The following is an 18,707-nucleotide window of genomic DNA, read 5'->3' on the forward strand; positions in this document are numbered from 1 at the left end:
TGACTTAAACTTTCGATGCAGGCAGCCATCGGGGTCAGGATCGTTATGACAGCGCCGTTACCGTCTGCGCAACTAATGTGCACAAGTAACTGTTACGCGGTTATATCGATGCGCCTTTTCGGGTCGTTTTGGCATTCAGGCTGGGGACAAGCCCCTGCGCCGAGCTTCAGCGCCGGTCACGTCGTGGCGACCGACGGTCATTGAGTGAGCCAGATCGGGGCAGGTTACGGGCCTGGCAATGTCTCCTGATTTATTTTTGATCAGCGGGTTTGCCTTTCGGGGATCGTTCCGTTAGTATCCGCGGCGTTAGTACCAAGCTGAAAGTCAATTCCGGTCGAACACACCCCACGGTCAGCCTTCTTTCACAGAAGCCTCCACCGACAAAAGCGGGATCGACCCCTCGATGGTTTCCAGGTAAATCTTCCGACAACACAGCCTTTGAATCGAATGCAAAGGGTGTTGCGAAGACCCCTTACTCTGACCGAACCAACCTGCAAATTGATCAGGATCTTCACCCCGGGCCCAGAACCTCTGCCCTCGATGTGTTGCCTGTCCTCCTAAGTACCTACCTGCCAGCCCAAGCGCGCCCACTTTTATAGCGCTCGAACTGGCTGCCTTGTTCCAGTCGGGTTCTTCGTTCGACCAATGGTGGTTGACGTTACTGGAACGTTTTAACGTTGCACGGTTCTTATCCGTGTCATTTGTAGGAACACCTAATAACTATGTCGACTCAAATCCAGACTCAGGATGCCATTCGCACCCTAACCAACGCTTTTGCTCCAATGAACTGCCTGATCATGGCCGCTCGCAAAGGCTGCTTCAGCTTCACCGTGGTCAATGAACACGGGATCGCCCGCCACAGCGAGCGTCTGTATCCCGATCAATACTCCAGCGCCGAACCGCTGCAGGCCGTAATTGATCGCACCCGTCAGGCATTGATCGCCTGAGAGGCCGAAATGGCTGCAAAAGCAAAAGCCCCGCTTAAAACGCGGGGCTTTTTATTGCCCGATGTTTCGCTTTTGCGACTTTCCGCTTAAGCACCAACTGATATAACGGTTATAACGCCCCGCCGGAAATATTTTAAAAACAGGCCTTTACGTCGCGAATATGACACTACACTTCAACTCAAGCGGCGTGATCCGCTTCCGGCGGGCCTGATTCGATCCACAGCTGCCAAGCTCCCCTTCAGGTCTCGCCGCCCAATAACAAGATCCGAGGGTTTTATGGGTATCGCTGCCAGCGAACTGTGCCGCCATGTGATCCGTCCCACGCTGATTTATCTGGGACGTCACTGCGCCACCGCCGAATCCCTGTTGCTGGGCATCGCCGCCAGCCAGTCCGCCCTCGGTTCGGCCCTGCATGACCGCCGTGGCCACGGCCTTTACCGGATTGCCGAACACCGTCACCAGGCGCTCTGGGATCATTACCTGGCACTGGATCCCGAACGCGCCAGCCTGGTTCGTGGCCTCGCAAGCCAGCATGCCTTCCTCAGCGGCCCGCACCTCGAACTGACCGTCAACCTGCGTTACGCCACGGCCATTGCCTGGCTGCTGGTCGAAGAACAAAACCCCGTCCTCCCCGAGTCGGATGATCTGCTGGGCATGGCGCGCATCTGGCGTCAGACCTTCCAGCCTCAAGGTCGTCTGCGCGATTTCACCTGCGCCTGGCAAACCTGTGTTTCACCGCTGAATCAGGTCGCTTGCTGATCCGCCGGTTTCGCAACATCGTCCAACGAGTAGCGAATCTGGTCGGATTGTCCTACAAAACCGCTCTAACTCAAGGCATACGGCCTATAGCGCTAGGACGAAAATGTTGGTAATTTTCGCCCCGGTGATCACCAGGAGTTCTAATAATGAAAAAAGTCATGCTCAAAACCACCCTTAGCCTTGCCGTAACCGTGGCATCCACCCAGATCTTCGCAGCTGGCTTTGCCATCAACGAACACAGCATCAGCGGGATGGGGACTGGGTACGCCGGGCGATCTTCTTCTGCCGACGACGCAAGCACTGTTTATGGCAACCCTGCCGGCATGTCGCGCATCACGCGCGAACAAGTCACTGGCGGTGTTGCATTCCTCGACGCAAAAACCGATATCAATGACGCCAGCTCCAGCCCGAACGGCGGCAGCAACAAAGGCGACATGGTGCCCTTCACCTCCGTACCTATGGGCTACTACGTCAAGCCGATCGACGAGCATTGGGCATTCGGCCTGGGTGTGTACGTACCCTTCGGCCTGATCACCGACTATGAAAACGGCTTTGCCGGCCGCTACTTCGGCAGCAAGTCCGAAGTCAAGGTCATTACCTTCCAGCCGACTGTCAGCTACAAATTCAACGACGTGGTGTCGATCGGTTTCGGTCCGACCATCAACCGCATCGACGGCTCGCTGGAATCCAACCTGTCGATCACTCAGGCTGCGCCGGACGGCAAGGTCAAGATCAAGGGTGACGACACCGCACTGGGCTACAACATCGGCGTTCTGGTACAGGCTACCGACACCACTCGCCTGGGTCTGACCTACCACTCGAAAGTCGACTACAAGCTCGAAGGCAACACCAAGGTCAACTACGGTGTGCTGGGCGCGGTCGGCCTGGGTGCGAACCAGAAATACGACGCTTCGCTGAAGATCACCACGCCTGAATCCGTGGACTTCTCGGTCACGCAGGCGATCAACGACCGCTGGAACGTCTACGCCGGTACCACCTGGACCCGCTGGAGCCAGCTGGAAAAGATCACCGTCAAGAACTCCGGTGTACAGCCTCTGCTGGCTGGCCAGTTCGGCGAGATCACCGAAGAGCAGAACTGGCATGACACCTGGGCTTACGCCATCGGTACGTCCTACCAGCTGAACAAGGAATGGGTACTGCGTACCGGTCTGACGTTCGACCAGGCCCCGACCAACAACGTCGACCGTTCGCCACGCATCCCGACCGGCGACCGGACCATCTTCAGCATCGGTGCCGGCTGGAGCCCGACCGAAGACCTGACCATCGACGTTGCCTACTCGTACCTGAAGGAAGAGAAGGTCAACATCCGCAACGAAAACGATCGTGGCCAGAGCTACAACTCGCAGTACGAAAACTCGGCAAACGGCTTCGGTGTCGGCGCAACCTACCGCTTCTGATGCTGTACGGCGAAGCTGATCTCTTTAGCGTTTGAGGCCTCGCCCACTAAAAAGCCCCGCTCTCTTCACAGAGGCGGGGCTTTTTAGTGGGCGTCGATCAGGGTTTCAGCGGCTTGGAGGCAATGGCTTTTTCAATGGCTGCCAGAAATTCCGGATCATCCGGCTTGGTCAGGCTGGAGAAGTTGGCAATGACCTTGCCCTGACGGTCGATGACGTATTTGTAGAAATTCCACTTCGGCGCGCTGCTCTGTCTGGCCAGCACCTGGAACAGGTGGGTGGCATCGTCGCCCCGCACCTTCTGTGGCTCGGTCATGGTGAACGTCACGCCGTAGTTGGCGTAACAGACCTTGGCGGTCTCGGCGCTGTCCTTGGATTCCTGCTTGAAGTCATTGGAAGGCACGCCGAGCATTTCCAGGCCCTGGGCCTTGTAGCGCTGATTGAGCGCTTCGAGCCCCTCGAACTGCGGCGCGAAACCACAGAAGCTGGCCGTGTTGATCACCACCAGCGGTTTGTCGGCGTAACGCTGACACAGGTCGATGGATTCCTTGGCCCGCAACTTGGGCAACGAACCTTGCAACAGATCCGGACAATCCGCGGCCTGGGCCAGTCCGGTCAACGCCATCAGCAAAGCGGGAACAGCACACCAGCGCTTGAGCATGTCGGGCATCCTTGAGCAATCGTCAGACCTCGACGTTACTCGCCCTCCCGCCGGTCTAGCAAGCACCCATGCCCAACTGCATCAGCGCCAGCCCGCCCCGATGCCAGCCCCACCACACCAGCGCCAGCAACGCGGCACCGAGTGCGGTGATGACGATCTGCGGCCAATAACGGTTCATGCAGCGCTCGCACGCGTTTGCAGGCGCTCGACCGGGCGCTCGCGCACCGGCCAGTTCAGCGCCGCCGCCAGCAGGCTCAAGAGAATCGCCACTTGCCAGATCAAGTCATAACTCCCGGTCCGGTCGTACACCACCCCGCCCAGCCAGCCGCCAAGGAACGAACCCAATTGATGGAACAGGAACACGATACCGCCGAGCATGGACAGATTCCGCACACCAAACAAGGTCGCCACCGTACCGTTGGTCAACGGCACCGTCGACAGCCACAGGAAGCCCATGGCCATGCCGAACAGATAGGCCGAGGTCGTCGTCACCGGCAGCCACAGGAACAGCACGATCACCACGGCGCGCAACAGATAAAGTCCGGTCAGCAGACGCGGCTTGGACATGCGCCCGCCGAGCCAACCGGCGGTGTAAGTGCCGAAGATATTGAACAGACCGATCAACGCCAGCACCGTGGTGCCGACACTTGCAGGCAGATGCTGATCGACCAGATACGCCGGCAGGTGGACGCCGATGAACACCACCTGAAACCCGCAGACGAAAAAGCCGAACGCCAGCAGCCAGAAACCGGAATGCGAGCAAGCCTCACGCAGGGCTTCGGACAGGGTTTGTTCATGGCCCAGCACCGGCAGCGGTTTGTCCTTGAGCATGCTCACCAGCGGCACGATCAGCGCCACCAGCAGGCCCAGCACCAGCAATGCCGCCGACCAGCCGAGCCAGCCGATCAGCCCGAGGGTGCCGGGCAGCATGGCGAACTGGCCGAAAGAACCGGCAGCACTGGCGATGCCCATGCCCATGCTGCGTTTTTCCGGCGGCACAGCACGGCCGACCACGCCGAGGATCACCGAGAACGAGGTGCCGGAGAGCCCGATGCCGATCAGCAGACCGGCACTCAGAGACAGGCCCAGCGCGGTTTCCGACAGGCCCATGAACACCAGGCCCAAGGCGTACAGCACACCACCGATCAATACCACTTTTGCCGCGCCGAAGCGGTCGGCCAGTGCGCCGGTAAACGGCTGCGCCAGACCCCAGATCAGGTTCTGCAAGGCGATGGCGAACGCGAACACTTCACGGCCCCAGCCGAACTGCGCGCTCATCGGCGACAGAAACAGCCCGAAACCGTGCCGCACGCCCAATGACAACGCCAGAATCATCGCACTCCCCAGCAACACCCAACCGCACGTACGCCACATCGAACTCATTGTTATTCTCCAGTCGCGGGTATATACCCGCTTAGATTCGGAAAAAACCGGCCCTCAGGCCAGTTCATCCAACAGCCGCAGCAAGGTTTCACGCTTCTCGGCACCCAGTCGGTCGATCAACCGCTGCTGCGCCGCTTCCCAGGCCGGCAAAGCCGCTGCCAGTCGTTGCGCACCGGTTTCGGTGAGCCGGACGATGCGGTTGCGCATGTCTTCGCCCTCGGCCAGCGCCACCAGCCCTTCGCCTTCCAGCACCCGCAGATTGCGCCCGAGGGTGCTGCGATCCAGCCCCATCGCTTCGGCCAGTTCGGAAATACTCGGTTGATCCAGGCGCTGCAGATTGCACAGCAAAGAATACTGGGCAACGTTGATCCCGAAGCCGTCGAGAGCGCCGTCGTAATGCCTGCTGACGCCACGGGCGGCGCGTCGCAGGTTGGTGCACAAACACTGAGAAGGAAGCATGATGCGTGTATATACCCGCAAGTCTGTTAAATCAAGTTACAGATCAAAACAAAGCCAGCCCGACCAGCACCGACATCTCCAATAATTCCAGCAACGCACCCGCCGTATCGCCCGTGGTTCCGCCCAGTCGCCGCACCATCAGATGCCTTAGCCAGATGAACACGACGACCGCCAGCAACAACGCCACGACCGCGTTAAGCCCGGCGATCACCACACATGCCGCTGCACTCAGCGCCAGCACCTGCCAACCCGTCTTGCGCGGCAGATGATCGGCCAGCGCCTGCCCCAATCCACCGGCCCGCACATAGGCAGTGGTGAGGAACAGCCCGAGCAGCACCGCACGCCCGATCAGCGGGACGAAGATCAACGTCATACCCTGCTTCTGCTCGATCAAGGCCAGCAACGCGGCGAACTTGAGCAGCAACACCAGCACCAGCGTCACTACGGCGATCGGCCCGCTGCGCGGATCCTTCATGATCGTCAGCGTGCGCTCGCGATCACCGAAACCACCGAGCCACGCATCGGCGCTGTCCGCCAGGCCATCAAGGTGCAACGCGCCGCTGAGCAGCACCCACACCGTCAGCAACAGCGCCGCGTGCAGCAGCAACGGCGCGCCCGCCAGCGCAAGGTTGAGCGCCCAGAGAATCACACCGAACAACAACCCCACCAGCGGATAAAACAGTAGCGAGCGGCCGAGCTGTTCAGGGGTCGGCATGCCCGGCAGACGAATCGGCAGGCTGCTGAGAAATTGCAGGGCGATCCACAGAGGCAGCATGTCAGCACACCTCCTTGAGCGAACCATCAGCCGAGACGATCAGCGAAAACAGTGCGCCATGAGCGACTTCGACATTGAGCAGTTGTTCACGGGGCAAACCACGGGCCCGCGCCAGCAGCAGACGGATGACGCCGCCATGACTGACCAGCAACACCCGCTCGCCGGCGTGTGCCGCGTGCAGTCGCATCACCGCCGCCAGCACCCGCGCAGAGAAATCGCTGACCGGCTCACCCTGCGGCGGGGTAAACCCGTAGGGATCCGCCCAGAACAGACCCAGCGCCTCGGCATCGGTTTCCATCAACGCCGCCGCACTCTGCCCTTCCCAGGCACCGAAATGCAGCTCCTGCAGATTTTTGTCCAGAGATACCGGCAGATCCCGCTGCGCGCTCAATTCCTCAGCGAATCGCGCGCAACGCTGCAACGGCGAGCTGACCAGCCGATCCCACGGCCCTTTTCCGATCACCGCTTCGCGCATTTGCGCCCAGCCTTTTTCGGTCAGCGCATCGTCAAGACTGCCGCGCAGGCCGCCGCCGAGCTCGGTTTCACCGTGGCGCAGGAGGTCCAGACGCAAAGTCATGCCGGGCGATCCGCCACCGCCGCTTCGGCGAAGGTCGCCATCTGGCCGTGCAGGTCGCAGGCCAGGCGCAACAACGGCACCGCCAGCGCCGCACCACTGCCCTCCCCCAGACGCAGAGCCAGTTCGAGCAGCGGTTCAGCGCCAAGGGTTTCCAGCACATGGCGATGGCCCGGCTCCGCACCACGATGACCGAACAGCAACCATTCACGGCAGGCCGGATTCAGGCGTACCGCCACCAACGCGGCGACCGTGCAGATGAAACCGTCCACCAGCACCGCCACACCTTCCTGAGCACACGCCAGATACGCGCCAACCAACGCTGCAATCTCGAAGCCGCCGAGATTGAACAGGGTCTGCAACGCATCACCGCGCCGTGCCGCATGCAGCGCCAGCGCCCGCTCGATCACCTGCGCCTTATGGCTGACGCCTTCGGCATTCAGCCCGGTGCCGGGGCCGGTCAGGTGCGCCACCGGGCAATCCAGCAAAGCACAAGCCAGCGCACTGGCGGCGGTAGTGTTGCCAATGCCCATTTCACCGCCGATGAACAATTGCGCGCCCGCCGCCTTCGCGCGCAGCACGCTGTCGCGGCCGCCCTGCAAGGCGAGTTCGCCCTGGGCCCGAGTCATCGCTGCGCCCTTGGCGAAATTCGCCGTGCCCGGACCGATGTTCAGGTGACGCACACCTGGCAGGTTCAACGACGGGGTCACGGTGCCCAGATCCACCACTTCCAGCTGCGCGCCGAGTTGCCGCGCCAGCACGCTGATCGCCGCGCCGCCGCTGACGAAGTTCAGCAGCATCTGCCCGGTGACTTCCTGCGGAAACGCAGAAACGCCTTCGGCGACAACGCCGTGGTCGCCGGCAAAAATCGTGATCCAGACCTGATCGAGGTTCGGCTTGATCCGGCCCTGCAATCCGGCCAGTTGCACCGCCACCGATTCGAGCTGCCCGAGGGAACCGGCGGGTTTGGTCAATTGCTGCTGACGCGCCGCCGCGCTTTCAACGGCTTGCACATCCACCGGTTTGCACGGATTCAGCCACCAGGCTTGGGTCATAACGCAGGTCCTTTCAAAGTCAGGGGCAGGCCGGCGACCGTCAGGACGACTCGCTGACAACGCTCGGCCAGAGCTTGATGCAGCCAACCGGCTTCATCGACGTAGCGGCGAGTCAATTCGCCCAGCGGCACGACACCCATTCCGGTCTCGTTGCTGACAAAAATGATTTCACCCGGCAGCGACGCCAGGCATTCAAGCAGCGCTTCGCGTTCGGCGGCGAGGCGTTCGACGTCTTCGAGCATCAGCAGATTGGTCAGCCACAGGGTCAGGCAATCCACCAGCAGGCAACGGTCGGGGCTGGCGGTTTCGCGCAGCACCCGAGCCAGCTCCAGCGGTTCTTCGATCAACGCCCACTCGGCTGGACGCCGCGCGCGATGATGGGCGACGCGTTCATTCATCTCGCCATCCAGCGGCTGGCTGGTGGCGATGTAAGTGACGGCCAGCGCGCTCTCAGTGGCGAGTTTTTCGGCCAGGCGACTTTTGCCGGAGCGGGCGCCGCCGAGGATCAGTTGGAGCATGGATAAATCCTATAAATATCAGTGCTACAGCTACCGTCTTCGCGAGCAAGCTCGCTCCCACAATGGAACGCATTTCAATGTGGGAGCGAGCTCGCTCGCGAAGGGGCCGGCATGGGCAAATCACATTCCACAGAGTTGACGCAACAAATCAGTGTCCAGATGTTTTTCCACCAGATCCGCCAGCCGCTCGATATCGCGTTCGCGCAGGCCGTGATAATCCACCTCCTGCACATCGTTCAGTCCGGCCCAGCGCAACAGGGCCGCACTGGCCGCCGGCGATTCGAACAGGCCGTGCAGGTAAGTGCCGAAAATCTGCCCGTCGAGACTTTGCGCGCCGTCGCAGCGACCGTCGTCCAGACGCACAGACGCATTTTCCAGCGCCGCTCCCGTCGTCACGCCCGCATGAATTTCATAGCCACTGACCTCGGCATCTTCCAGCGCCAGACGCCCGCGCACATTGCGCAACTGTTTTTCGGCTTCGAGCTGCGTTTCAAACGCCAGCAACCCCAGACCGGCGCTGGAACCCGGCGCGCCTTCCAGGCCCAACGGATCGTGCACCTGCTCGCCGAGCATTTGCAGACCGCCGCAAATCCCCAGCAACTTGCCGCCATAGCGCAGATGCCGGCTGATGGCGGTCTCCCAGCCATTGGCGCGCAGATAGGCCAAATCGCTGCGTACGCTTTTCGAGCCCGGCAGAATGATCAGGTCGGCCGGCGGAATCGCCTGCCCCGGGCCGATGAATTGCAGATCCACCTGAGGATGCAGACGCAGCGGATCGAAATCGGTGTGGTTGCTGATGCGCGGCAGCACCGGCACCACCACTTTCAGGACTTGCTCGACCTTGTCAGTCTGACGCTGATCAATGCCGTCCTCGGCCTCCAGATGCAGATCCATCACATACGGCAGTACGCCCACCACCGGTTTTCCGGTGCGCTGCTCCAGCCAGTCGAGGCCCGGTTGCAGCAAGGCGATGTCGCCGCGAAAACGGTTGATGATGAAGCCCTTGACTCGCGCCTGCTCGCTCGGCGACAGCAGTTCCAGCGTGCCCACCAGATGGGCAAACACGCCGCCACGATTAATGTCGGCGATCAACAGCACCGGGCAGTCCACCGCTTCGGCGAAGCCCATGTTGGCGATGTCGCCGGCGCGCAGATTGATCTCTGCCGGCGAGCCTGCGCCTTCGACCATCACCAGCGGATACGCGGTGCTCAAGCGCTCATGGGAAGCGAGCACGGCCTGCATGGCGATGGCTTTGTAGTCGTGATAGGCGACGGCGTTCATGCTGGTGACCGCACGGCCGTGGATGATGACCTGGGCACCAGTGTCGCTGTTGGGCTTGAGCAGCACCGGGTTCATGTCGGTGTGCGGTTCGAGAAACGCCGCCTGGGCCTGCACCGCTTGCGCGCGGCCGATCTCGCCGCCGTCGGCAGTCACCGCGCTGTTGAGCGCCATGTTCTGCGGTTTGAACGGCACCACGGCAACGCCCTGACGGGTCGCCCAGCGGCACAGTGCCGTCACCAGCGTGCTTTTGCCGGCATCGGAGGTGGTGCCCTGCACCATCAATGTGGTCATGCGGTTTTTTCCTTGGAACAATGCTTGGCGAATGCTTGCAGGGCTTGCTCAAGGCGCGCCTCGTCCGCGGCATCGGCGGGCAACCCGAATCGCAGGCTGCTGTTGTGCGCGAACAGGCGCAGAAGAATGCCGCGTCGAGCCATGAATTCATGCAGCGCGGCGGCCTGTTCGGTGATCAACCACTGAAACAGCGCGCAGCCGCCTTGCGGTTTGAAGCCATAACGTTCGAGCAGCGCAGCCAGCCGCTCGCTGGCCTCGTCGCTGCGAATCCGCTGACGCGTGTGGCCTTCGGTGTCGCGCAGACAGGCCTGCCCCAGCACACGAGTCGGCCCGCTGACTGCCCAGGGCCCGACCTGTTCGGCCAGCAACCGGAGCAACTTGCGCTCGGCCAGCACGAACCCCAGCCGCACACCGGCCAGACCAAAAAACTTGCCGAACGAGCGCAGCACGATCAACCCCACTTGATGCGCATGGGGGGCGAGACTCAGCTGCGGTGTGTTGTCCATGAACGCTTCGTCGACCACCAGCCAGCCACCGCGCTGGGCCAGCCGCGCATGCCAGTCGAGCAAACGCGCCGGGGTCAGATTCAGGCCTGTCGGATTGTTCGGATTGACGACTACCAGGACGTCGAGACTGTCGAGAAAGAAATCGACTTCCTGCTCCAGCACTTCACGCACGATGTAACCACTGCGCCGCCAGGCTTCGGCATGCTCGGCGTAACATGGCGACAGCACGCCGACCTTGCCGGCCCGGCGCAATCGCGGCAACAACTGAATGGCCATCTGTGAACCGGCCACCGGTAGCAAACTGTTGGCCCCATAGTAATCGCAGGCAGCCTGCTCCAGACCGTCATCGTTCTCCGGCAAACGTGCCCAGGCTCGCAGCGGAATCTCCGGGACCGGAAACGGCCACGGCGCCAGGCCTGTGGACAGGTCGAGCCAGTCTTCTTCCGCGATACCGTATTCGAGCGCCGCCCTGCGCAACCGGCCACCGTGCTCAAGCATAGAATTCAGCCCCCACGCAGAGAATCAGCAGCCATAACCATACCCCGCGCCGGACCAATTGCCAGCCGCGATCAATGGAATCGGCATCCGCCGGCGCGCCCTCGCCCAGTTGCGGACGCTCGTGCAGCTCGCCGTGGTAGATCGCCGGGCCACCCAGCTCGACGCCCAAGGCACCTGCGCCGGCAGCCATCACCGGGCCGGCGTTCGGGCTGTCCCATTTCGGCGCCTGAGTGCGCCAGCATTTCAACGCGAGTCGGGTATTGCCCAGCAGCGCGTAGGTCAACGCCACCAGCCGCGCAGGAATGTAGTTGAGGATGTCGTCGATTTTTGCCGCCGCCCAGCCGAATCGCTCGAAGCGCTCGTTGCGATAGCCCCACATCGCATCAAGCGTATTGCTCAGACGATAAAGCACCACGCCCGGCGCACCGGCCACGACAAACCAGAACAGCGCGGCGAACACCGCATCGCTACCATTTTCCAATACCGATTCGGTGGCGGCTCGGGCGACGGCGGTGCTGTCCAGCTCATCGGTCTGTCGACTGACCAGATAACCCACACGCTTGCGCGCCTCCTCCAGATCATCGCTGCGCAGGGCCTTGGCGACCGGCTCGACGTGCTCACCCAGGCTGCGCATGCCGAGGGCACAATACAGCGCAAGAATCTCGACGATCCAGCCCACATATGGCGCCCAGGACAACGCGGTGGCCAGCAGGGTCAGCGGCAACACCGCGATCACCCACGCGGTGACGCCATGGCTGCGCCAACCACGACCGGCGCTGTTGAAACGTTGCTCGATGCGCCCGGCGAAATTGCCGAACGCCACCAGCGGATGCCAGCGCTTCGGCTCACCCAGCAGCGCATCCAGCGCAACTGCGGCGACACTCAACAACGCCACACTCATTGACTCACTCCCCAGAAATTTTCATACAGCAACTCATTGAGCGGACGCTCCTGCGCCCAACCTTCGAGTACCAGCATCGGCGCCGGATAGAATTCCTTGACCGGCCCCAGGCAAAGCACCGCCAGCGGCTTGGCCCCGGCCGGCAGTTTCAGCAGATCGGCCAGTGCCTGCGGCTCGAACAGCGACACCCAGCCCATGCCCAGGCCTTCGGCACGTGCGGCCAGCCACAGGTTCTGGATCGCGCAGGACAGCGACGCCATGTCCATTTCCGGCAGCGTACGGCGGCCAAAAATGTGTCGTTCGCGATCGTCCATCAACGCAGCCACCAGCACTTCGGCGCAGTCGCTGATGCCTTCGACCTTGAGCTTCATGAACTCGTCGCTGCGCTCGCCGAGGGCTTCGGCGGTGCGCACGCGTTCTTCTTCAACAAGGTTCTGGATCTGGCCACGCAAGGCGCGGTCGCTGATGCGGATGAAGCGCCACGGCTGCATCAGGCCGACGCTCGGTGCCTGATGTGCCGCCTCAAGCAATCGGCGCAACAGTTCCGGCTCGACCGTGCCACCGCTGAAGTGGCGCATGTCGCGGCGTTCGGCGATGGCGCGGTAGACCGCTTGGCGCTCGGCGTCAGTGAAGGCGTTGTCGGTCATGGCCCCATCGCTGGCAAGCCAGCTCCCACAACGGATTGCGTTTCTTCAGACATCACACCGCCCACTGTGGGAGCTGGCTTGCCAGCGATGGGAGCCTTATGGTCCGGCGCAAATAATATTGCGATAGCTGCAGGATTGGACGGGAAATAGAAATGCACGTACGAGGCGGTCATCCGCCCTTGCCTGTACACCGCTTCGGCGCCGCGCCCGCCATTGGGGCTGTGGCCACGGGCGATTGGCGTCAGTTCGGTGGTGGTCAGGGAATGGTGATAGGTGTGGCCGCGCAACTGGCCTTCCGGCAAGTCGACTTCTTGCAGCGCCAGCGCGGCGAGGCGCTTTTGCATCACGGCGTCGCCACTCAACAGGCCGACCAGATCAGCGCGGGTGCCTTCGACATCAGTCAGCGAGTCGAGCAGGTACAGCATGCCGCCACATTCGGCGAGCAGCGGTTTGCCGGCCGCATGGTGCGCGCGGATCGCTTTGAGCATGTCGGCGTTCTGCGACAAGGCAACGTGGTGCAATTCCGGATAGCCGCCGGGCAGGTACAAGCTGTCGGCGTCGGGTAATTGCCTGTCGCGGATCGGCGAGAAGAAACTCAATTCGGCGCCCATCGCCCGAAGCAAGTCGAGACTGGCGCCGTAGGTAAAGGCGAAAGCTTCGTCGCGGGCGACAGCGATTCGCACGCCTTCGAGCAGCCTTTCAGTCTTGCCGATTTCAGGCGCGGCGAATTCCACGGCCGGTGGCAGCGCTACCTCGCAAGTGCCGGCCAGCGCTTCGGCGGCAGCGTCGAGGCGCACGTCCAGGTCATTGAGTTCGCTGGCCTGCACCAGACCGAGATGGCGGCTCGGCAGTTCGATCCCGGTTTCCCGGGACAACGCGCCGTACCAGCGCAGGCCTTCGGTGAGGCTGCCTTCGAGCAACTGCGCATGACGCACGGTGCCGACACGGTTGGCCAGCACGCCGGCGAACGGCAAGTCCGGCTGATAGCGCGCCAGCCCCAGGGCCAATGCGCCGAAGGTCTGGGCCATCGCGGTGCCGTCGATCACGCCGAGTACCGGCACGCCGAAATGCCGGGCCAGATCGGCGCTCGACGGCGTGCCGTCGAACAAGCCCATCACGCCCTCAATCAGAATCAGATCGGCTTCGGCGGCGGCTTCCCACAACAGGCGTCGACTTTCCTGCTCGCCGACCATCCACATGTCCAGTTGATAGACCGGCGCACCGCTGGCGCGCTCGAGGATCATCGGGTCGAGAAAGTCCGGGCCGCATTTGAACACGCGAACCTTGCGCCCCTGATTGCGATGCAAACGGGCCAGCGCGGCGGTGACGGTGGTCTTGCCCTGACCGGAAGCCGGCGCGGCGATCAGGACCGCCGGGCAGTGACGTGGTTGATTCAAAGTTCGACGCCTTTCTGCGCTTTGATGCCGGCCTGGAAGGCGTGCTTGATCATGCCCATTTCGGTGACAGTGTCGCCCATCTCGAGCATTTCCGGTTTGGCGGCGCGACCGGTGACGATCACATGCTGCATCGGCGGACGGGCCTGCAGATCGCTGAGCACCTGATCCAGATCGAGGTAACCGTGCTTGAGGGCGATGTTCAGTTCATCGAGCACCACCAGACCGATCGACGGATCACGCAGCAGCTCGCGGGAGACTGCCCAGGCCGCTTCGGCGGCGGCGATGTCACGCTGACGGTCCTGGGTTTCCCAGGTGAAGCCCTCGCCCATTACATGGAAGCGCACTTGCTCGGGGAAACGACGAAAGAAAAGCTCTTCGCCAGTACTGTTGCGGCCCTTGATGAACTGCACCACACCACACTGCATGCCGTGGCCCATGGCGCGGGCGAGCATGCCGAACGCCGAGCTGCTTTTGCCTTTGCCATTGCCGGTCAGCACCAGCACCAGGCCGCATTCGTCCGGCGAATTGGCGATGCGCTCGTCGATCACGGCTTTTTTGCGCTGCATGCGCGCCAGGTGGCGCTCGTCGCGTTCGGGGGAATCAGTCATGGGGGAGCTCTCCGTTGAGGCTGGATAACGGCGGGCAGGCACAAGAATAGACGGCAACAAGCCTGGCATCGCCCACCGTGATGCCGCTGGATGGATCAGGCCGGTCTCCGGGCTCATGAGCGGCTTGCGCCTGGCTGCGCGCCTTCCCGCTTTTACGCAGTGGCATCAGACGCAGCTTTTACTCATTTACCGTTGCGGGGGCAGCGCCGGGATCGTGAGGGTTCATCACTTGGAGACCCGCCTCACCGGCTTCCCTGTTTCACTCTGTCGACATGCGCCACAGAGCACCTGAAACAAGCCGCGAAGGTTAGAGGGTTGGGGGTGGAGCGTCAATTGAAGAGGGTCTCGTGCGGCGAATAACTGCCGCTGATCAATTAACTGACGCCAATCTTGTGCCACACTGTCAGCAGTGATATCAAAGAGCCATGCTTTTTGACTGCAGAGAGCACATCACAATAACAAGGGAGAGCACCATGCAAGGCATGATCATCAGCAATCCGCGGCTGGAATTCCTGCGCCCGGTGCTGGAACGCTGGTTTGACTGTATCGACCGCTACAACGCCGTGCGCGGCGACAATGACACTCCTTATTGGCACGACGAAAAAGCCAACCTCGGCCTGCTGTCCGCCGCTGCCTGGATGGCCGAATTGGTGACCTTGAGCGACACCGCCACCCGCAAACAAAACGAAGAAGGCGAGCGCAATGCCCGCGCCGACCTGTTCATTGCTGGCGCCGAAGATCGCGCCTTCATCCAGGCCACCCAACGCTGGCCGCGCGTCACCAACCTGAATCTGACGCAGGCTTTGGTGGATATCACCAGCGACGCCAGGTGCATCAGCTACGCCAGCGACCTGAAACTCGGCTGCCTGTTCGTCGCCCCGCAAAAAGCCCAGCACAGCGCCAGCCCGGAAGAGTTGCAGGACATGGTCGACGACCTGCAAAAGGAACACACCTGCGCCGTCGCCTGGTACTTTCCCTACGCCTACCGCAAATTGCGCAGCGAAGCCGGCAACTATCACCCCGGCATTGCCGTGCTTTTCAAGGAAGCCCGCGGCTAAGGGTTGAACCATCGGGCTTGTGCGCTTCTCTATGACTAAGAATGCATTCATAGGGAAGATCAGCAATGCGCAAGCCCCAGCTCGTTTTCGTCATCGTGCTCGCCGGAGGGCTCGCCGCCTGTGGTGAATCCTCCAGCCTGCAAGTCTCCGACGGCACTGGCCCGTCACCGAAACTGCCCGAACCGAACAAGACCCTGATTCCGACGGTGAACATCGCCCCGGCCATCGGCTGGCCGGCCGGCGCGAAACCGACGGCAGCGGCAGGTACTCAGGTGGCAGCCTTCGCCGAAAATCTCGATCATCCGCGTTGGCTGTATGTACTGCCCAATGGCGATGTGCTGGTGGCGGAAACCAACGCTCCGCCGAAACCGGACGACAGCAAGGGCATTCGCGGCTGGGTGATGAAAAAAGTCATGGGCCGCGCGGGTGCCGGCGTCCCCAGCCCGAACCGCATCACCCTGCTGCGCGATGCCGATCATGATGGCGTGGCCGAGACCCGCACGGTGTTCCTGCAGAACCTCAACTCGCCGTTCGGCATGACTCTGGTCGGCAACGATCTGTACGTGGCCGACACCGATCGCCTGTTGCGCTTCAACTACGAGCCCGGCGCGACCGAAATCAAGAGCCAGCCGATCAAGGTCGTGGACTTGCCGGGCGGCACACTCAACCACCACTGGACCAAGAACGTCATCGCCAGCAAGGATGGCAGCAAGCTGTACGTCACCGTCGGCTCGAACAGCAACGTCGGTGAAAACGGCCTCGATCAGGAAGAAGGTCGTGCGGCGATCTGGGAAGTGGACCGCGCCACTGGCAATCACCGGATCTTTGCCTCGGGCATCCGTAATCCCAACGGCCTGGCCTGGGAGCCACAAACCGGCGCGCTGTGGACAGCCGTCAACGAGCGCGACGAAATCGGCAGCGATCTGGTGCCGGACTACATCACTTCGGTCAAGGACGGTGGTTTCTATGGGTGGCCGTTCAGCTACTACGGCCAGCACATCGACGTGCGCGTGGAACCACAGCGGCCGGACATGGTGGCCAAGGCCATCGCCCCCGACTACGCCGTCGGCCCGCACACCGCGTCACTGGGCCTGACCTTCGCCGAAGGCAATCGCCTGCCGGCGCAGTTCAAGGAAGGCGCATTCATCGGCCAGCACGGCTCGTGGAACCGCAAACCGCACAGTGGCTACAAGGTGATCTTCGTACCGTTCGCCGCTGGCAAGCCGAGCGGCACGCCAGTGGATGTGCTGACCGGTTTCCTGGACAAGGACGAGAACGCTTTGGGTCGCCCGGTCGGCGTGGTGATCGACCAGCAAGGTGGATTGCTGGTCGCCGATGACGTGGGGAACAAGGTGTGGCGGGTGTCAGCGACCCGCTAACGTATTGCAGGCATTAAAAAACCCGTGGGAGTCGTTCGACTCCCACGGGTTTTTATGTATCTGGGCTACGGGTTATGTGCCAGGTGCTCCGGCTGCAGAACGCGCTTGGCGCTCAGATAGGCTTTCTGCCAATACGCTTTCGACAGGCTGTCCAGCTTCACCGTACCGCCGGTGGCCGGGGCATGCACGAAGCGCCCTTCCCCGACGTAGATCCCCGCATGACTGACCTGAGAGCCACCATTGGTGGCGAAGAAGATCAGGTCGCCGGTTTGCAGCCCTTCCTTGCCGACATTCGGCGCCTGCATGACGATCATCTCGCGGGTCGAACGCGGCAGGCTGATGCCGGCGGCATCACGGTAGACGAAACCGATCAGACCGCTGCAATCGAAGCCCGAATCCGGCGTGTTGCCACCCCAGCGATAAGGCGTGCCCACCAGCCCGAGCGCGCGAAACAGCACGTCTTCGGCAGCGGGCGAAAAGGCCTGGGAGGATCCGAACACGATCGGAGCGCGAACCACCGGTGCAGGCGGCGGAGTGCGGCTGGCGCAGGCGCTGAGCAGCGCAGCGAAGAACATCAAGGCAAAGCGGGCCGACATCGTCATATGCAGAACATCCTGATCTGGCTGAGGCTTTGACTGCCGATTCGACAGAAAACAAAACCGCCTGCGGTGGAACGCAGGCGGTTTGCCATCAATATAGATCAGGATTCTAGCGGCTACGCGGTAAACTTCAAGTAAGACTTTAACTTCACCTTGTAAAGTTTAGGTCTATTGCCTCTGAAAGGCCTTTTTGTCGCCACGAGCGTGGCGACAAATGCGTGGTTACTTGCGAGCGGTAACCACGGTTGGAGCGTTCGCCAAAGCGCGCTTGGCTTCGATGAAGGTCTTGCTCCAGTAGCTGTCGCCCAGGCTGTCGATGCGAACACCGCCGCTGCGACGAGAGCTGGAGTGGATGAACTGGTTGTCGCCCAGGTAGATCCCGGCGTGGCTTACACGACCGCGACGACCATTGGTGGCGAAGAACAGCAGGTCGCCCGGCTCGAGGTTGCTGCGCGAAACCAGTGGCGCATCAACGTTGATCATTTCGCGGGTGGAGCGCGGCAGGTTCATGCCGGCTTCTTCGCGGAACAGGTAGCCGATGAAACCGCTGCAATCAAAACCGGCTTCAGAGGTACCGCCGAAACGGTAACGGGTACCGATCAGGGACATGCCGCGTTCGAGGATGCTGTCGGCCAGAACCGGAAGCTGGTAAGGCTTCTTGCCGTTGAAGTCGGCGAGTTCTTTTTCGGTGTCCAGCTCTTCCTGGTAAATAACGGAAGACTGGGCGGTGGCGGAATTTTTAGCCTGTTGTTGCTGCTCTTGATTAACAGGTGAATGAGCAGCGCAACCGAACAACAGGGTGACGAGTGCGAGAGGCACGAGGGGTGCGAAGCGCTTTAGCATGGGCACGACCGTGGCTGATAGTTGTAAAGAAGCCGAGACTATGCCCGCTATCAGCCTCATTTGCAAATTCAATCGATCTTTTTGTGACTTCCCGGTTTCTCGTTAACATCTAAGCGCTTAAGCCTATTTGAATCGAGACGCAGCCTGCGCAAC

The 18,707-nt window shown here is 61.7% G+C and carries 21 protein-coding genes and 1 riboswitch; of the genes, 5 read left to right on the forward strand and 16 right to left on the reverse strand.

Features of this window, described 5'->3' with window-relative positions; translation table 11 throughout:
- Positions 1 to 722: 722 nt before the first annotated feature.
- The 3 genes from MKZ87_RS04515 to MKZ87_RS04525 all read left to right on the forward strand — a co-directional run bounded on the left by MKZ87_RS04515 (position 723) and on the right by MKZ87_RS04525 (position 3,124).
- Complete coding sequence (locus tag MKZ87_RS04515) at positions 723 to 947, forward strand: hypothetical protein (protein WP_007950419.1); 225 nt, start codon at positions 723 to 725, stop codon at positions 945 to 947.
- A 276-nt stretch (positions 948 to 1,223) separates the two neighbouring features.
- Positions 1,224 to 1,706 (forward strand): hypothetical protein, encoded by a 483-nt coding sequence (locus MKZ87_RS04520; protein WP_085699307.1) that lies wholly within the window; start codon positions 1,224 to 1,226, stop codon positions 1,704 to 1,706.
- Between the two features lie 146 nt (positions 1,707 to 1,852).
- On the forward strand, positions 1,853 to 3,124 hold the full coding sequence (locus MKZ87_RS04525; protein ID WP_085703382.1) for an OmpP1/FadL family transporter: 1,272 nt from the start codon (positions 1,853 to 1,855) through the stop codon (positions 3,122 to 3,124).
- 97 nt (positions 3,125 to 3,221) lie between these two features.
- On the opposite strand, the gene MKZ87_RS04530 is transcribed toward MKZ87_RS04525, so the two are convergent.
- From MKZ87_RS04530 to cobO, 14 genes are all read right to left on the reverse strand, one after another.
- On the reverse strand, positions 3,222 to 3,782 hold the full coding sequence (locus tag MKZ87_RS04530) for a glutathione peroxidase (protein WP_085699310.1): 561 nt from the start codon (positions 3,780 to 3,782) through the stop codon (positions 3,222 to 3,224).
- 55 nt (positions 3,783 to 3,837) lie between these two features.
- Complete coding sequence (locus MKZ87_RS04535; protein ID WP_256574712.1) at positions 3,838 to 3,960, reverse strand: hypothetical protein; 123 nt, start codon at positions 3,958 to 3,960, stop codon at positions 3,838 to 3,840.
- Complete coding sequence (locus tag MKZ87_RS04540; protein WP_085703381.1) at positions 3,957 to 5,165, reverse strand: MFS transporter; 1,209 nt, start codon at positions 5,163 to 5,165, stop codon at positions 3,957 to 3,959. The genes MKZ87_RS04535 and MKZ87_RS04540 overlap by 4 nt, the downstream gene beginning before the upstream one ends.
- Positions 5,166 to 5,219: 54 nt before the next feature.
- Complete coding sequence (locus MKZ87_RS04545; RefSeq protein WP_007950413.1) at positions 5,220 to 5,624, reverse strand: MarR family winged helix-turn-helix transcriptional regulator; 405 nt, start codon at positions 5,622 to 5,624, stop codon at positions 5,220 to 5,222.
- Between the two features lie 43 nt (positions 5,625 to 5,667).
- Positions 5,668 to 6,399 (reverse strand): adenosylcobinamide-GDP ribazoletransferase, encoded by a 732-nt coding sequence (locus MKZ87_RS04550; protein WP_266200347.1) that lies wholly within the window; start codon positions 6,397 to 6,399, stop codon positions 5,668 to 5,670.
- Between the two features lies 1 nt (position 6,400).
- Positions 6,401 to 6,976, reverse strand: coding sequence for an alpha-ribazole phosphatase family protein (gene cobC, locus MKZ87_RS04555; RefSeq protein WP_085703379.1), 576 nt, complete (start codon positions 6,974 to 6,976; stop codon positions 6,401 to 6,403).
- Complete coding sequence (gene cobT / locus MKZ87_RS04560; protein ID WP_085703378.1) at positions 6,973 to 8,028, reverse strand: nicotinate-nucleotide--dimethylbenzimidazole phosphoribosyltransferase; 1,056 nt, start codon at positions 8,026 to 8,028, stop codon at positions 6,973 to 6,975. The genes cobC and cobT overlap by 4 nt, the downstream gene beginning before the upstream one ends.
- On the reverse strand, positions 8,025 to 8,546 hold the full coding sequence (gene cobU, locus MKZ87_RS04565; RefSeq protein ID WP_085699320.1) for a bifunctional adenosylcobinamide kinase/adenosylcobinamide-phosphate guanylyltransferase: 522 nt from the start codon (positions 8,544 to 8,546) through the stop codon (positions 8,025 to 8,027). The genes cobT and cobU overlap by 4 nt, the downstream gene beginning before the upstream one ends.
- Positions 8,547 to 8,666: 120 nt before the next feature.
- Complete coding sequence (locus MKZ87_RS04570) at positions 8,667 to 10,118, reverse strand: cobyric acid synthase (protein WP_085703377.1); 1,452 nt, start codon at positions 10,116 to 10,118, stop codon at positions 8,667 to 8,669.
- Positions 10,115 to 11,122, reverse strand: coding sequence for a threonine-phosphate decarboxylase CobD (gene cobD / locus MKZ87_RS04575; protein ID WP_085699324.1), 1,008 nt, complete (start codon positions 11,120 to 11,122; stop codon positions 10,115 to 10,117). Before cobD ends, MKZ87_RS04570 begins: the two co-directional genes overlap by 4 nt.
- Positions 11,115 to 12,023, reverse strand: a complete 909-nt coding sequence (gene cbiB / locus MKZ87_RS04580) for an adenosylcobinamide-phosphate synthase CbiB (protein WP_085703376.1) — start codon at positions 12,021 to 12,023, stop codon at positions 11,115 to 11,117. Before cbiB ends, cobD begins: the two co-directional genes overlap by 8 nt.
- Positions 12,020 to 12,670: a 5,6-dimethylbenzimidazole synthase gene (gene bluB, locus MKZ87_RS04585; protein WP_085699328.1), complete on the reverse strand. Its 651-nt coding sequence runs from the start codon at positions 12,668 to 12,670 to the stop codon at positions 12,020 to 12,022. The genes cbiB and bluB overlap by 4 nt, the downstream gene beginning before the upstream one ends.
- Positions 12,667 to 14,067 carry a cobyrinate a,c-diamide synthase gene (locus MKZ87_RS04590; protein WP_085699330.1) on the reverse strand — a complete coding sequence of 467 codons (1,401 nt, stop codon included), beginning with the start codon at positions 14,065 to 14,067 and terminating at the stop codon, positions 12,667 to 12,669. The genes bluB and MKZ87_RS04590 overlap by 4 nt, the downstream gene beginning before the upstream one ends.
- Positions 14,064 to 14,675 carry a cob(I)yrinic acid a,c-diamide adenosyltransferase gene (gene cobO / locus MKZ87_RS04595; RefSeq protein ID WP_085699332.1) on the reverse strand — a complete coding sequence of 204 codons (612 nt, stop codon included), beginning with the start codon at positions 14,673 to 14,675 and terminating at the stop codon, positions 14,064 to 14,066. The genes MKZ87_RS04590 and cobO overlap by 4 nt, the downstream gene beginning before the upstream one ends.
- Before the next feature lie 80 nt (positions 14,676 to 14,755).
- Positions 14,756 to 14,982, reverse strand: a riboswitch (cobalamin riboswitch).
- Positions 14,983 to 15,148: 166 nt separating this feature from the next.
- Here cobO and MKZ87_RS04600 point away from each other — a divergent pair.
- Positions 15,149 to 15,733 carry a hypothetical protein gene (locus tag MKZ87_RS04600; RefSeq protein ID WP_085703375.1) on the forward strand — a complete coding sequence of 195 codons (585 nt, stop codon included), beginning with the start codon at positions 15,149 to 15,151 and terminating at the stop codon, positions 15,731 to 15,733.
- A 65-nt stretch (positions 15,734 to 15,798) separates the two neighbouring features.
- Positions 15,799 to 17,112, forward strand: coding sequence for a PQQ-dependent sugar dehydrogenase (locus MKZ87_RS04605; protein WP_085699336.1), 1,314 nt, complete (start codon positions 15,799 to 15,801; stop codon positions 17,110 to 17,112).
- Between the two features lie 65 nt (positions 17,113 to 17,177).
- On the opposite strand, the gene MKZ87_RS04610 is transcribed toward MKZ87_RS04605, so the two are convergent.
- Both MKZ87_RS04610 and MKZ87_RS04615 read right to left on the reverse strand, forming a co-directional pair.
- Entirely contained in the window at positions 17,178 to 17,714 is a 537-nt protein-coding gene (locus tag MKZ87_RS04610) for a C40 family peptidase (protein ID WP_011333136.1), read from the reverse strand.
- Positions 17,715 to 17,933: 219 nt separating this feature from the next.
- A complete protein-coding gene (locus tag MKZ87_RS04615; protein ID WP_007950397.1) occupies positions 17,934 to 18,554 on the reverse strand; it encodes a C40 family peptidase in 621 nt (206 codons plus the stop codon).
- Positions 18,555 to 18,707 lie beyond the last annotated feature (153 nt).

This window comes from Pseudomonas sp. MCal1 (assembly GCF_026341415.1).
GTDB lineage: Bacteria > Pseudomonadota > Gammaproteobacteria > Pseudomonadales > Pseudomonadaceae > Aquipseudomonas.